The sequence below is a fragment of the Microbacterium sp. NPDC056057 genome (genome assembly GCF_042266945.1).
GTDB lineage: Bacteria > Actinomycetota > Actinomycetes > Actinomycetales > Microbacteriaceae > Microbacterium > Microbacterium trichothecenolyticum_C.
Genome location: NZ_JBHJWS010000002.1, coordinates 485909 through 499950 on the forward strand (window position 1 = coordinate 485909; position 14042 = coordinate 499950).

Genomic DNA, 14042 nt, shown 5'->3' on the forward strand with positions numbered 1-14042 from the left:
AATCCCGCCTGAAGCGCGAGACTGGGCACATGGTCACGGTCACCGCCGTTCACGGCGACATCACCCGGCAGCGCGTCGACGCGATCGTGAACGCGGCGAACAACGCGATGCGCGGCGGCGGCGGGGTCGACGGCGCGATCCACCGCGCAGGTGGGCGCGTGATCCTCGATGACTGCATCACGCGCTTCCCCGACGGCCTGCGCACGGGCGACGCCGGCTGGACCACGGCCGGAGACCTCCCCGCGACGTGGGTGATCCACACGGTCGGCCCCAACTACGGCGCCGGAGAGCGCGACCGCGCGCTCCTCGAGTCGTGCTATCGGCGAGCGCTGGAGGTCGCCGACGAGATCGGCGCCCGCAGCGTCGGCTTCCCCCTCATCAGCGCTGGTGTGTACGCGTGGCCGCTCAACGACGCCATCGATGCGGCGATCACCACGATCGCGAAGACCCCGACCCGCGTCGAAGAGGTCGTGCTGGTCTCGTTCAGCGAAGACACGCATCGGCGGGTGCAGTCGCAGGTGCACCGCCTGTTCCCGCCGCCGACGGAACCCGGCTCGGTCGGGCAGCTGTTCGACCGAGCGCCCGCGCAGATGGGCATGCGGGGAGACGCCTACCTGTGGCTCGCTCTTCGCGCGGAGTTCGCCGCGACTCCCCTGCCGTCCACGTGGTTCGAGCTCCGCCTAATGGTCGTGCAGGCAGCGGAAGGGATCATCGGCGCTCCCCTCGCACACACCGATGACCCCATCCACGTGCCGGAGTTCGACCCCGGTCACGGGATGTCGGCCGGCAACGTCCTGCCGTCGTGGTGGCACCAGACGGGCATCCCGATCCTCATCGACCGGTTCGAAGCGGCGGAGCAGCCGAACAATACGGAACGCTCCGCGGACTGACCGCCGACCCTCTTGCGGGTGCCGCCCGCCGGGAGTATCTGTGAGGTGGTCGCGCGAGCGACCGCGCGAACGGGGGAATCGCGGATACAGGCGGGGAGCGTGTGCGATGGCCGATGAGCAGTTCCTCACGATCGCGTCGATCCCCGGGGAGGTCGTCGACGACCGGCATCCGGGCGCCATCGAGGTCCTCAGCTGGAGCTGGGCGGTGTCGAACGCCGCTCCGGCCGGCGGTGGCGCAGGCGGAGGTCGTGTCGGCAAGCCGACGCTCTCCGATATCGCGGTTTCGCTGCGGTTGGATGCTGCGACCCCGCGCCTCTTCGATGCCTGTGCGCGCAGCATCCGTCTGCCGGAAGCGCTGCTGTCGGCACGACGCGTGGGCATGATCGGCGACTACTTCACCGTGCGCCTGGAGGAGGCCGTCGTGACCTCGGCGACCACCGCGCTCGCGGGCGAGGAACCCGCCGTGCAGATCACCCTCGGGTTCGCCACCGTGACCATGACCTACCAGACGACGCTGCCGGACGGCTCGCTCGGCGATCCGGTCGCGGTCACGATCGGGCGCGCTCAGAGGTGATGGGCCCGGCGTGACGGTGCGTGGAATGCAATCCACCGATCCGAAAGGGAGTCACCCATGAGTTGGAACGAGATCAGCAGCACCGTTCGCATGCTCTCGCTGCTGGGGCGCATCAGGCCGGAGATGTTCGACGTCTTCCCGCCGCACAGCCACCGAGCGCACCTCGCGAGCAGGTTCGACGCGGTGGCGCTCAACCCGCAGCCACTGCCGCCCCGGTGGATGCTGGCGGCGTCGGAGCTCTCGGGCTACATCGCCGAAGCGGTGCTCGAGGCCGACCTTCGGGGTGAGGACCAGCCCGGCTGGGTGACCGAGGTGCTGGACGACTGGTGCGGCACCGGCTGGCCGCGGCGGCTGCCGATTCCGCTGCCGGGTCCGCGCGGCGAAGGCCCGCAACCCGAGCCGTGGGATGTCGCGGCGGCGCAGATCACGGGCGCCGTGGCGTTCGCGTCGCTCGCGTCGCGGCTGGCCGGCGGCCACGCGCAGGCGTCGTTCGCCAAGATGGCCGAGAGCCTCGCGGAGGCGTCGAGCAGGGAGATGTAGGCGTCACGCCGGCTGCGCGGGCTTGGTGCGCACCGGGCCCATCCACGTCGCGACCAGCACCGACGTGATCGCGCCCGCGGCCATGATCGCGGCGAGCACGACGATCTGGAAGCGACCGGCCTCGATCGGCGAGATGCCGCCGAAGATCGCACCGACGAAGGCGCCGGGCAGCACGACCAGCCCGGTCGTCTTCGTCTGGTCGATCGCGGGCACGAGCGCATCGCGCACGGCGCGGCGAGCGAGCAGCAGAGTAGAGGTTCGCGGCGTCGCTCCGAGGGCGAGCCACCCTTCGACTTCGTCCCAGTGGTCCACGATCGCGGTCGTGAACATGCGCCCCGTGAGCGTCGCGATGCTCATCGCGTTGCCGATGATGATCGCCCCGATGGCGAGGGCGTACCGCGGAGTGAGCTCCAGCGCGCCGGTCGCGAACACCACGGTCGTGGCGACGAGGACGCCGACCGCGATCGACGTCGACATCGTGGCGAACCCACGCGTCGACCAGCCGATGCGGCCCGTCGCGACGGACGTGGCGATGGTGAACATGACGACGAGCGCGACGGCGATCCACACGGGGTTCGTGATGACGCCGGTCAGGATGACGCTGATCACCGCGAGCTGCACCGCCCCGCGCAGGATCGCCACCACCGGCGCCCACATGCTCGGGATGCGGAACGCCGCCAGGACGACGGTCGTGACGGCCGCGAGCACCAGCACGCCGACGAGCGTCGGGGCCAGGTCGGCGGGCACGTTCACGGTCGGAGCCTATCCATCCCTCCCGCTGCGTCCGCCCCTCGCGCTCCGGTCAGCCCCAGGCTCCGCGGACATACTGCGGCTGCCAGTCCGCCTCCGCTCCCAGTTCGTGCGCCGAGCGCAGCGCGAAGTACGGATCGCGCAACGCCGCGCGACCGATGAGCACCGCGTCGGCGCTGCCCGAGCGAACGATCCGGTCGGCGACATGCGGATCGGAGACGAGCCCCACCGCTCCGGTCGGCACGCCCGCCTGGGCGCGGATGCGCCGGGCGGCGTCCACCTGATAGCCCGGACCCACCGGGATGTCGGCCGGCAGCAGTCCGCCGCTCGATACATCGACGAGGTCCACGCCGAGAGCCGCGAGGCGCCGCGCGAGCAGCACGGTGTCGGCGACGGAGATGCCGCCGGGCAACCAGTCGGTCGCCGACACCCGTACGAGCAGGGGCACGTGCGCCGGGATCGTGCCGCGCACAGCGACGACGACCTCCTCGAGCAGCCCACTGCGATGCCCCGCCCCGTACGCGTCGGTGCGATGGTTCGTGAGCGGCGACAGGAAGGAGTGCAGCAGGAACCCGTGCCCCGCGAGGATCTCGATCGCGTCGAAGCCGGCGAACACGCCACGCGCCGCGGCCTCCGCGAAGGCATCGACGATGCGCGGGAGCTCATCCGCCTCGAGTGCGAGCGGGGCAGCGAGGCCCGGAACCGGTTCCGCGCTCACCGACCGGGCGACCCATCCGCCGTGCTCCGGCGGAACGGATCCCTCCGTCCCCTTCCACGGTGCCGCGAGTGACGCCTTGCGACCGGCGTGGCCCAGCTGCAGTGCGACGCGCGCGCCGCGACCGTGCACGAAGTCCACGATCCGCTGCCACGCGCAGGCCTGTGCGGCGCTCCAGATGCCGGTGTCGCCATCGCTGATGCGCCCCTCGGGCGAGACGGCGGTCGCCTCGGTGAACAGCAGTCCCCAGCCGCCCGATGCCCGGTCGCCCAGATGCGCGAGGTGCCAGTCCCCCGGTACGCCGTCCACCGCCGAGTACTGGCACATCGGCGAGAGCCACAGACGATTGGGCACCTCGAGCCCGCGCAGTCGCAGCGGCTGAAACAGCGACGACTCCCCGACGGAGGAGGATGCAGCATCCGTCTCCGCCGCCGCGAGGTTCGTCACACCGCCACCGACTCGGCGTGCACCGCGGCCCGCTCCGGCACGCGATGCCCGACGGTCTCGGGCAGTCCGAGGTTCTCGCGCAGGGTCGTGCCGGGGTACTCGGTCGGGTAGATCCCGCGTTCCTGCAGCTCAGGCACGAGCCGGTCGACGACGTCGCCCAGTCCGTCGGGGAACGCATCGGGCGTGACGTTGAGTCCGTCGAACGCGTCGGAGCGCACGAAATGAGCGAGCTCGTCCGCCACGTCGCCGGGGGTGCCGACGAACGCCCGCGCGCTCGTGAGGTGATGGACGAGCTGACGGATGCTGTACCCCCGCGTCTCCGAGATCGCCCGCCACTGGCGGATCTTGGCCGACGGCTCGTGTCCGGTGTGCACGATGCCGTGCGTGCGGCTCTGGCGGTCGACGGCGGGCGCGTGCGTCGGAAGCGGCCCGTCGAGGTCCACGTCGGAGAGGTCCTCCTGCCACACCTCCTCGACGATCTGGCGGACGCGGCGATCGGTGAGGAACCGCTCGCGCAGGTGACGTGCCTTCTCGTCGGCCTCGGCGGCGGTGTCGCCCACGACGATGGACGCGCCGGGGACGACGAGGATGTCATCGCCGCTGCGACCGTAGGAGCGGGCACGTCGGCGGATGTCGGCGGTGAAGGCGACCGCCTCGTCGAACTCGATGCGATGGGTGAAGATGCCCTCCGCGCGACGTGCGGCGAAGTCACGGCCCTCGTCAGAATCCCCCGCCTGGAAGTAGACGGCCTGCCCCTGCGGGCTCGGCGGGACCTGCGGCACGACGCGGGCGCTGAGGTGGTCCCCGCTGCGCTCGACGCGCGTGACTCCGCCCGGACGCAGCCAGGAGGCAGCATCCGTGTCAGTCGACGTCGCGTCGGGCGCGAAGCCGTCCCAGATCGCCTGCACCGCCGCGACGTGCTCCTCCGCGTACAGGTAGCGGTTGTCGCGATCGAGGAAGCCGCCGCGCCGGAAGTTCTCGCCGGTCCAGCCGTTGTCGGTGGTGACGATGTTCCAGCCCGCACGGCCGCCGCTGAGCAGATCCACGGTCGCGATGCGGCGAGCGAGGTCGACTGGGTCGGTGTAGGTGGTGTTGAGGGTGGCGACCAGGCCGATGCGGCTGGTGTTCGCGGCGAGATAGGCGAACAGCGCGAGTGCGTCGGGGCGACCGGTCACCGCGATGTCGTTCAGCCGGCCGAGGTGCTCGCGCAGCCGCAGGCTCTCGCCGAGGAAGATCGCGCTGAAGAGTCCCCGCTCGGCCTCTTGGACGAGCGCGAGGTAGGAATCGGGCTCGTAGTAGTCGCGCAGCCGGGGTGTGCGCGACCAGTCGTAGATCGGTCCGAACGGCTGAAAGACGTTGAGGTGCAGGCGTGCGTGCGGGCGCGGGTAGTCCGCGTCTCGCAGACGACGGTCATTCATCGGTTCTCCTCCACGAGCGCGAAGACGTTGGCTGGGCGCGGCAGGCCGAACAGATCGCGGAGCGTCTCGCCGGAAAGCGGCGCGCGCAGCAGGCCCCCGGCATCGAGGCGCGGCAGCAGCTCGTCGGCGATGACGGCGAGGTCGACGTCGATCACGGCGGGATGCAGACGGATGCCGTCGACATGGGGCGCGAGTTCCGCCAGCCGCTCGGCGGCCTCTGCCGCCGTGCCGACGATCCGCAGCCGGTCGCCCGGCGCCCACTCGGTGTCGCGGTCGAGGGAACGGAGGCGGTCGGCCGCCGTCTCGCCGCGCGCGTCGAGGGCGATCTCGACGGAGGCGACGCGACGCGGCACGCCACTCTCGGCCGCCGCGACCGATCGCGCGATCACCTGCGGCAGGCTGCGTCCGCTGACCACCGCGATGTCCGCCGACGCGGCGAGCGCCGAGCCGCGCTCGTCGGCCCAGACCACGAGCTGCCCCTGCGGGGGCCTCGGGAGGAGCCCTGGTCCCTTGATGGCGAACGAGCCTCCGACGGCGTCGGCGTAGTGCCAGCGGTCGAGATCGAGGAAGCGGCCACCCTCCTGGTCGGCGATGAGCACGTCGTCCTCCCAGGTGTCCCAGAGACGGCGCACCGCGGTGATCACGTCGCGGGCCTCCTCGTCGGCGTCCGCCGCGTCACGGTGCGGCTCGCGGCCGTAGCCGGCCGCGATGTCGGCCGAGTCGACGGAACGGACGAGCCAGCCGCCGCGACCGCGCGAGGCCCAGTCGAGGGTGTTGAGCTGGTTGGCGAGGTGGTACGGCTCGGCGTGGATCGCGTTGACGACCGGCACGAGCCCGATGCGCGAGGTGGACGCGGCGGCGAACGAGGCGGTCTCGATCGTGTCGAGCCCGGCGCCGACGCCGCCGGACGCCGTCGGGTCGAACTCGGGCAACGTCGCGAACCCGAGGCCCGACTCGTCGACGGCCGTGATGCGCGCCGTGATCCGGGCAGGCGTGAACAGCTCGGCGGGTGCATGGTCGGCGGCTCGCCAGGCGGCGGGGTGGGCGCCTTCGCCGTCGAGGTCGATCCCGATCGGGATGCGGCTCATCGTGTCCTCCGTTGCTCGGGCCGCGGGGTGCGCCCGGTTGCCGGGATCGTATGGCGGCGCTCACCGCGGCGTCGTGCGGCATCGGCACCGGATGTCAAAGGGCGTCAAATCCCGTCATCCGGCGACTTCTCCCGGCTGATCGGCCCTTCGGCAGGAACGCGCATTGACCGCAGGCGTGCGTGCGGCCGAGACTGGCGGCACGCCTCGCGACGGATGGGATGACATGGCCGAGCTGCGCTTCTCGTGGGTGGACGTCTTCGCCGAGACCCCGCTGACCGGCAATCCGCTCGCGCTCGTGCCCGACGCCGATGCGCTGAGCGAGAGCGAGATGCGCGCGATCGCGCAGGAGTTCAACCAGTCCGAGACGACGTTCCTCGTCACGCCGTCGGCCTCCGGCGCGGACCACCGACTCCGGTCGTTCACCGCCGCCGGCGTCGAGGTGCTCGGCGCGGGTCACAACGCGATGGGCGCCTGGATCTGGCTCGCCGACACCGGCGTACTGCCGCGCGAGCGGAACGAGTTCGCGCAGCAGATCGGCGACGACGTGCTGCCGGTGTGGATCACGCGCACTTCCGGTGGCCGGTCGAGGGTGACGATGCGGCAGGCCGCACCCCGGTTCCTGCACTCGACGACAGAACACGCGGACTTCGCAGAGGCGCTCCGGCTCTCCCCCTCCGTTCTCGCCGACCGACCTGCCGAGGTCGTCTGGACGGGGGCCGAGCACCTCATGCTCGGGCTCCGCACGCGCGCCGACGTCGACGCCGCGGCGCCGGAGCCGGCGCGGCTCCGGGCTCTGCTCGCCGGGGTGGGCGCGGAGGGCTGCTACGTCTTCACCACGGAGAGCGGCGCGGACGGCGCCGACGCCTACAGCCGGTTCTTCAACCCCACCGTGGGCATCGTCGAAGACCCCGCCACGGGCACAGCCGCCGGGCCTCTCGCCGCGCTGCTCTCGCGCGACGGTCTCGCGCCGGGTGGCAGCATCCGTATCCTGCAAGGCCACGCGATGGGAAGGCCGAGCATCCTCGAGGTCGCCGTGGACGGCGATCGCGTCGACCTGTCGGGCAGCGGGCTCGTGGTGGCCGACGGCGTGCTCCGGCTCTGACCCCGCCTCGACCAGGCGACGGTCATCGCGCGGTGAAGGGCGCGGTCGACTCGCGGACGACGAGGGTCGCCGGAATCCGCGCCGGGTGCGTCTCCTCGCCCTCGAGGGCACCGAGGATCGCCGTCACCGCGGCGTGGGCGAGGCCTGAGAAGTCCTGCCGCACCGTCGTCAGGGGAGGAAGGAAGTGCGCGGCTTCGGGCATGTCGTCGAATCCGACGACGCTGACCTCATGAGGCACGCTCCGGCCGCGCGCTGCGAGCCCATGGACGAGACCGAGGGCCATCCGGTCGTTGCCGGCGAACACGGCGGATGCGTCGCCCATCAGCTCCGCGCTGACGCCCAGCCGGTAGCCGGCATCCGAGCTCCAGTCGCCCTCGATCCACCGCGGCTCCACGCCCGCCCGCTCGAGCGCCGCCTGCCATGCGCGCCGTCGGGCTCGGGCCGCAAGGCTGTCGGGCGCACCCGTCAGGTGCACGATCGAGCGGTGCCCCAGCGACTGCAGGTGCTCGACCGCGAGGGTCGCGCCCTGCTCCTGATCCGCGTCGATGCTGATGAGTCCGTCGACGTCACTGCCGTCGCCGAGGAGGACGACGGGGATGTCGAGGGCCGATTCTCGAAGCGCGCGCGGGGTCCCCTCGCGGGGCGCGACCACGCAGAGCGCATCGATGCCCTGACGCTGGAGCTCGGCGACACCCATCGTGAGGATGTCGTCGTCGGCACCCGTGTGGGAGAACGTCGCCACCGTGTACCCGTGCTCTCGGGCGGCCGCCTCCAGGGTGAGCAGCGTGCTGTTCGGTCCGAACTCGGCGGGGGTGTCGAGCAGGACGCCGATGCGCATCGCACGTCGGGTCGCGAGGCTGCGGGCGGCGGCGCTGGGCGAGTAGTTCAGCTCGTCGATCGCGAGCTGCACGCGCCGCTTCGTCTCGGGTCTGATGCTCTCCGCCCCGTTGAGCACGCGTGAGACCGTCATGTGCGACACGCCGGCGCGCGCAGCGACGTCGTAGATGCTCGGACGCTTGCGGTCCGCGGGGACTGGCTCGGTCATGACGATCATGACCAGGATGCGCCGATGCCGACGGCTTCGGTAGAGCGGCTCCGCCGCGGGCTCTCTCGCCCGTCGGGATCAGCGACGCACGGGGTCGCTGTCGCCTCCCGAGAGGAACCTCTCGACGTCGCGCAGCGTCGGAGCGGACTCCCAATCCCCCGGGGAGGTGCACGCGAGCGCGCCGCACGCATTCGCGCGTCGCAGCCGCTCCGGCACGTCGAGACCGTCGAGCGTGGCGCTGAGGTATCCGGCGACGAACGCGTCGCCCGCGCCCACCGTGTCGACGACGTCGACGACGAAGCCCGGCGACTCGACAGCGCCCGTGATGGTGTAGACGGTAGCGCCCTCGGCGCCGCGCTTCAGCACGACTTCGGTGCACCCGGCCTCGAGCAAGCGGCGCGCGGCGGTCTCGGCGTCCGTCTGCGGGAACAGCAGGCCGAGCTCCTCCACGCCGCCGAACACGACCCCGGCGTGCTCGGCGATCTCACGGAAGACCGGGCCGGCGGCCTCGGGGCTCGCCAGCGCCGAACGGTAGTTGACGTCGAAGCTCACCGCCACGCCGCCGGCCCGCGCCCGATCGACGGCGCCGCGCACGCTCGCGCGCGCCGACTCCGACAGCAGCGGCGTGATGCCCGTGACGTGCAGCAGCGCCGCCTCCTCGACCCAGCCGGCCGGAAGGTCTTCGGGACTCAGCCGCGACCCGGCCGAGCCCGAGCGGTAGTAGTGCACGGCCGTCGAGGAGGCGGACGGCCGCTCCTTCACCATGAGCCCCGTCGGCGCGCCGGCGTCGACGATGCCGCGCACATCGAGTCCCTCGGCGCGGATCTCGCGCACGACGCGCGCGCCGAGCGAGTCGTCGCCGACGCGGCCCAGCCACGACGCCGAGACGCCGAGGCGGCCCAGCCCGATGGCGACGTTGCTCTCGGCCCCGCCGATGCCGAGCGCCAGGCCCGACGCGTGACGCAGCGATCCGAGCTCGGTCGTGCGCACGAGGGCCATCGTCTCGCCGAGCGTGACGACGGGTCGCCCAGGGCGTGCGTCGGTCATCGGTCGCCCGCCTCCGCGCAGACGTCGACGAACGCCTTCGCACGGTCGCGGAGGGCTGCGAGGTCGCCCCCGCGGAACGCGTCGCCCAGCAGCGGACCGCCGACGCTCGCGGCGACGGCGCCGGCCTTCAGCCACGCGGCCGCGCCGTCGAGGTCGACGCCACCCGACGGCATCGCGACGATGTCGGGGAACGGCCCGCGCAGGTCCGTGAGATACGAGGGACCCACCACGCCCGAGGGGAAGATCTTCACCGCGGAAGCGCCGGCCGACCACGACGAGAACAGCTCGGTGGGCGTGAGCCCTCCGGGAACGATCGGCAGGCCGGCATCCGTCGCCTGCGCGACCAGCGCGGGGTCCGTGATCGGCGTGACCACGTACGCGGCCCCGGCGTCGATGGCCCGGGCGAGGTCGCGCGCGTTCGTCACCGTGCCGATCCCGAGATCGAGCACGCTCTCGTACCGCTCGCGCAGCGCCGCCCACCGGTCGAACGTGCCGGGGGTCGTGAGCGTCAGCTCGACGCTGCGGATACCGGCCTCGACCAGCACGTCGAGCACGCCGTCGTAGTCCTCCGCACGCGCGGCGCGTGCGACGACGACGAGGCGCGCGGCGACCGTGCGCTCGGGCAGCGCGAGGCGCCCGGGCGCGGTCTCACCAGTCATGGACGGTCCCGTCGAGCAGGCGGTTCACCGGGAGGTAGGCCTTCGTGTACTCGAATGCCGCGGCGGCGTCCTCGTCGAGCTCGACCCCGAGGCCCGGCGTTTCGCCCGGGTGCAGGAAGCCGCGGTCGAACGTGAACGACGTCTGGAACACCTCGAGCGTCTGCTCGTTGTGCGGCATGTACTCCTGGATCCCGAAGTTGTGGATCGCGAGGTCGAGGTGAAGGGCCGCGGCCATGCCGACGGGCGAGATGTCGGTGGGGCCGTGGATGCCCGACTTGATGCCGTAGATCGCCGCGAAGTCCAGCAGCTTCTTCATCGCCGTGATGCCGCCGGTGTGCGTGACCGCCGAGCGCACGTAGTCGATGAGCCGCTCGGTGATGAGCGTCTGGTAGTCGAACACGGTGTTGAAGACCTCGCCGATGGCGAGCGGCGTCGTGGAGTGCTGGCGCACCAGACGCAGCGCCGACTGGTCCTCCCCCGGCGTGCAGTCCTCGAGCCAGAAGAGGTCGTAGGGCTCGATGTCTTTGGCGAACCGCGCCGCCTCGATGGGCGACATCCGGTGGTGTCCGTCGTGCAGGATGCGCAGGCCGGCGCCGAAGTCCTCACGGATCTTGGCGAACACGTCGGGCATGTGCGAGAGATAGGTGCGGGTGTCCCACGTCTCCTCGCTCGGCCGGCCGTCGGCGGCGCGCTTGGCGGGCTCGTAGTCGTAGCGGACGCCCGGACCGGCCGACGAGACGCCGTAGATCTGGCCGAGGCCGGGCACACCCGTCTGCACGCGGACCGCGGTGAAGCCGAGCTCCTCGTACCCGGTGATCGCGTTCGCGAGAGCCTGGTAGTCGGTGCCCGAGGCATGGGCGTAGACACGGATGCCCGAGCGGCTGGCACCGCCGAGGAGCTGGTACAGCGGCATCCCGGCCTTCTTCGCCTTGATGTCCCATAAGGCCATGTCGACCGCGGCGATGGCCGCCATCGTCACGGGGCCTCGACGCCAGTACGGACCCCGGTAGAGGTACTGCCACGTGTCCTCGATGCGATCCTCGTCGCGCCCGATGAGCATCGAGGCGACGTGGTCCGCGAGGTACGAGGCGACCGACAGCTCGCGGCCGTTCAGGGTGGCGTCGCCCCACCCGACGATGCCGTCGGAGGTCACGATCTTGAGCGTCACGAAGTTGCGACCGGGGCTGGTGATGTTGACGGTGACGTTCTCGATCGCCATCTGTGTCTCCTAGGAAGTGTCGGTGCGGCCGCCGCGGACGGCGGCCGCACCAGGGTTCGGATCGGGTGTCCGCGAGGACTACATCGCCGGACGCGGATCGGTCAGGTCGCGACCGGTCCACTCGGGCGCGACGACCGCCGCGATGAGCGCCGACAGGGTGTACAGCGCGAGGAGCACGATCACCGGGATGATGCTGCCCGTGGTCGCGGCCACCCAGGCGGCGGCCAGCACGGGTCCGATGCCGGTCGCGATGATCGCAGCGATCTCGCGCACGATGGCCGTGAGCGTGTAGCGGTTGCGCGAGCCGAAGATCTCGGGGATGGCGATGTTCTCCATCGAGGCGAGGCCCAGGACGGCGACGTTGTGGATCACGACGTAGCCGACGAAGATCCAGGCGACCTCCTTGGTGTTGATCGCGAGCATCGTCGGGACGATGAGCACCAGCGCGAGCGACGTCATGACGATGTACATCCGGCGGCGGCCGAACTTGTCGCCGAGCCAACCGACGAACGGGATGGTCGCGAAGCCGATGAGCGACGAGACGATGACGATCTCGGGCCCGACGCCCTTCTGCACGGCGAGGGTGATCGTGATGAACGAGATCAGGTACGTCTGGATGAGACCCGAGTTGCCGGCCTGCCCGAAGCGCAGGAAGAACGAGACGAGCGTCGCCTTGATCGGCTTGCGCTGCAGCGACTCGAGCGTGCGGATGTCGTTGGTCTGCGTCGCGAGGTCGACCATCTCGTCGCGCGACAGCGCCTGGCCGTCGACGACGTCGGTGCGCTCCTCGAAGACCGGGCTCTCCTTGAGGTTCAGGCGCACCCAGACGGCGAACACCATGATCACGGCGGAGGCGATGAACGGGATGCGCCAGCCCCAGGCCAGGACGTCCTCTTCGACCATCACGGCCAGCAGGATCGCCCAGATCGCGGACGCGAAGAGCGTCCCGCAGTTGGTGCCGAGTGCGACGAGCGAGGCGATGATGCCGCGGCGCTTGGCCGGCGCGTACTCGGCGAGCATGACACCCGCACCCGAGATCTCGGCGCCCGCGCCGAAGCCCTGCGCGAGACGCAGCAGCACCAGCATGATCGGCGCGATGATGCCGGCTGTCTCGTACGTCGGCAGGAAGCCGATCAGCGTGGTCGCCAGGCCCATGAGCAGGATCGTGTAGAACAGCACCTTGCGGCGGCCGATCTTGTCGCCCATGCGCCCGAAGTACCACGCGCCGAGCGGACGGGCGAGGTAGCCGACGCCATAGGTGGCCATGGCGAGCACGACGGCCATGCCGGGCTCCTCGCCGGCGAAGAAGAGCTGGCTGAAGACCAGGGCCGCGGCCAGCGAGTACAGCTGGAAGTCCATGAACTCCAGCGCGGTGCCGAGCCAGCCGGAGACGGCGGCGCGGACGAGGTCGCCCGTCGAGCGGGTGACGGTGGGCGGCGGCGCGGGTGCGTCGACGCCGGGGACCTGGGGGGTGCTCATGAGTACTCCTTCGTAGATGAGTGAGCGGTGGAGGGGGGTGAGAAGTCAGAGTTCGAGGAGGACCTTGGCCGACGCGGACGAGTCGCGCGCGACCGAGAACGCCTCGACGGCACGGGATGCCTCGATCGTGTGCGAGACGACGGCATCGAGCGCGTCGGATTCGGCGAGCATCGCCACGGCGTCGTCGATCTCGGTGGAGAAGCGGAACGCCCCGCGCACCGTGAGCTCCTTCGCGAGCATCGGCGCCAGGTTCACGCCGATCTCGGTGTTCGGGAGCATGCCGACCTGGACGATCGTTCCGGTACGGCGCGCGGCGCGTACCGACTGCGTCAGCGAGACGGCGACGCCGGAGCACTCGAACACGACGTCGTACGATTCGTCGGCGATCGTGTCGCGGCCGACGAGCACCAGCTCGCTCGCCCCGAGCGCTGCGGCGCGGTCGAGCGGCTCGGTGCGCACGTCGCTCGCGCCGATGACAGCGGCCCCGGCGTGCGCCGCCGCGGCGACCACGAGAAGCCCGATCGGACCCGCGCCGATGACGAGCACGCGCTTGCCCGTGATGTCGCCGGCGAGGTTGACGGCGTGCAGCGCCACGGCGAGCGGCTCCGCCAGGGCCGCACGCTCGAGCGGCAGCGTCTCGGGCAGCACGCGGATCATGTGCTCCTCGACGACGAGGTACTCGGCGGCGCCGCCCTGACGGTGCGGCGTGGTCGCGGCGCTGCCGAAGTAGTCGCCACCGGGTCGCAGGTGCGGGTGGTCCTCGAGTCCCGGGACCGACGCGCCGTAGCGCGCCGGGTGCACCGTGACCGGGGTTCCCGGCTCGAGACGGCCGGACGGGTCGAGGTCGACCACGGCCGACAGCTCATGCCCCGGGATGAGCGGCTCCTTGATCGCGTACTCGCCGTTGACGCCGTGGAAGTAGTAGTGCAGGTCCGACCCGCAGATGCCGACGAACCTGACGCGCAGGCGCACCTCACCCTCGCCGGGTTCGGGAAGCGGTCGGTCCTCCCAGCGGATGTCTTCCTTGCCGTGGATCGCGAGCGCCTTCATGGCGGCTCCTTCCTGGTGC

At 71.4% G+C, this 14042-nt stretch carries 14 protein-coding genes; 4 read left to right on the forward strand and 10 right to left on the reverse strand.

Annotated features, from left to right (window positions below; translation table 11 throughout):
• Nucleotides 1-29 precede the first annotated feature (29 nt).
• From ACFC1K_RS10025 to ACFC1K_RS10035, 3 genes are all read left to right on the forward strand, one after another.
• Nucleotides 30-890 (forward strand): O-acetyl-ADP-ribose deacetylase, encoded by an 861-nt coding sequence (locus ACFC1K_RS10025; protein WP_375871497.1) that lies wholly within the window; start codon nucleotides 30-32, stop codon nucleotides 888-890.
• Nucleotides 891-996: 106 nt separating this feature from the next.
• A complete protein-coding gene (locus ACFC1K_RS10030; RefSeq protein ID WP_375871498.1) occupies nucleotides 997-1464 on the forward strand; it encodes an Hcp family type VI secretion system effector in 468 nt (155 codons plus the stop codon).
• A 57-nt stretch (nucleotides 1465-1521) separates the two neighbouring features.
• Nucleotides 1522-2004 carry a hypothetical protein gene (locus tag ACFC1K_RS10035; RefSeq protein ID WP_375871499.1) on the forward strand — a complete coding sequence of 161 codons (483 nt, stop codon included), beginning with the start codon at nucleotides 1522-1524 and terminating at the stop codon, nucleotides 2002-2004.
• Between the two features lie 3 nt (nucleotides 2005-2007).
• Here the strand turns inward: ACFC1K_RS10035 and ACFC1K_RS10040 are convergent, their stop codons facing one another.
• From ACFC1K_RS10040 to ACFC1K_RS10055, 4 genes are read right to left on the reverse strand one after another with little or no spacing between them, the layout of a single operon-like run.
• Nucleotides 2008-2757, reverse strand: coding sequence for an ABC transporter permease (locus tag ACFC1K_RS10040; protein WP_375871500.1), 750 nt, complete (start codon nucleotides 2755-2757; stop codon nucleotides 2008-2010).
• Nucleotides 2758-2806: 49 nt separating this feature from the next.
• Nucleotides 2807-3916, reverse strand: a complete 1110-nt coding sequence (locus ACFC1K_RS10045; RefSeq protein WP_375871501.1) for an NADH:flavin oxidoreductase/NADH oxidase — start codon at nucleotides 3914-3916, stop codon at nucleotides 2807-2809.
• On the reverse strand, nucleotides 3913-5334 hold the full coding sequence (locus ACFC1K_RS10050) for an NtaA/DmoA family FMN-dependent monooxygenase (protein WP_375871502.1): 1422 nt from the start codon (nucleotides 5332-5334) through the stop codon (nucleotides 3913-3915). Before ACFC1K_RS10050 ends, ACFC1K_RS10045 begins: the two co-directional genes overlap by 4 nt.
• Complete coding sequence (locus ACFC1K_RS10055) at nucleotides 5331-6422, reverse strand: LLM class flavin-dependent oxidoreductase (RefSeq protein ID WP_375871503.1); 1092 nt, start codon at nucleotides 6420-6422, stop codon at nucleotides 5331-5333. The genes ACFC1K_RS10050 and ACFC1K_RS10055 overlap by 4 nt, the downstream gene beginning before the upstream one ends.
• 223 nt (nucleotides 6423-6645) lie before the next feature.
• Between ACFC1K_RS10055 and ACFC1K_RS10060 the strand changes: the two genes are divergently transcribed.
• Nucleotides 6646-7524 carry a PhzF family phenazine biosynthesis protein gene (locus ACFC1K_RS10060; RefSeq protein WP_375871504.1) on the forward strand — a complete coding sequence of 293 codons (879 nt, stop codon included), beginning with the start codon at nucleotides 6646-6648 and terminating at the stop codon, nucleotides 7522-7524.
• A gap of 22 nt (nucleotides 7525-7546) precedes the next feature.
• Here ACFC1K_RS10060 and ACFC1K_RS10065 read toward each other — a convergent pair whose 3' ends face one another.
• From ACFC1K_RS10065 to ACFC1K_RS10090, 6 genes are all read right to left on the reverse strand, one after another.
• Nucleotides 7547-8569, reverse strand: a complete 1023-nt coding sequence (locus ACFC1K_RS10065; protein WP_375871505.1) for a LacI family DNA-binding transcriptional regulator — start codon at nucleotides 8567-8569, stop codon at nucleotides 7547-7549.
• A gap of 78 nt (nucleotides 8570-8647) precedes the next feature.
• Nucleotides 8648-9616, reverse strand: a complete 969-nt coding sequence (locus tag ACFC1K_RS10070) for a sugar kinase (RefSeq protein WP_375871506.1) — start codon at nucleotides 9614-9616, stop codon at nucleotides 8648-8650.
• A complete protein-coding gene (locus ACFC1K_RS10075; RefSeq protein WP_375871507.1) occupies nucleotides 9613-10275 on the reverse strand; it encodes a bifunctional 4-hydroxy-2-oxoglutarate aldolase/2-dehydro-3-deoxy-phosphogluconate aldolase in 663 nt (220 codons plus the stop codon). Before ACFC1K_RS10075 ends, ACFC1K_RS10070 begins: the two co-directional genes overlap by 4 nt.
• Nucleotides 10265-11494: a D-mannonate dehydratase ManD gene (gene manD / locus ACFC1K_RS10080; RefSeq protein ID WP_375871508.1), complete on the reverse strand. Its 1230-nt coding sequence runs from the start codon at nucleotides 11492-11494 to the stop codon at nucleotides 10265-10267. The genes ACFC1K_RS10075 and manD overlap by 11 nt, the downstream gene beginning before the upstream one ends.
• Nucleotides 11495-11572: 78 nt before the next feature.
• Complete coding sequence (locus tag ACFC1K_RS10085) at nucleotides 11573-12973, reverse strand: MFS transporter (protein ID WP_375871509.1); 1401 nt, start codon at nucleotides 12971-12973, stop codon at nucleotides 11573-11575.
• A 45-nt stretch (nucleotides 12974-13018) separates the two neighbouring features.
• Nucleotides 13019-14023 (reverse strand): L-idonate 5-dehydrogenase, encoded by a 1005-nt coding sequence (locus tag ACFC1K_RS10090; protein ID WP_375871510.1) that lies wholly within the window; start codon nucleotides 14021-14023, stop codon nucleotides 13019-13021.
• Nucleotides 14024-14042: the final 19 nt, after the last annotated feature.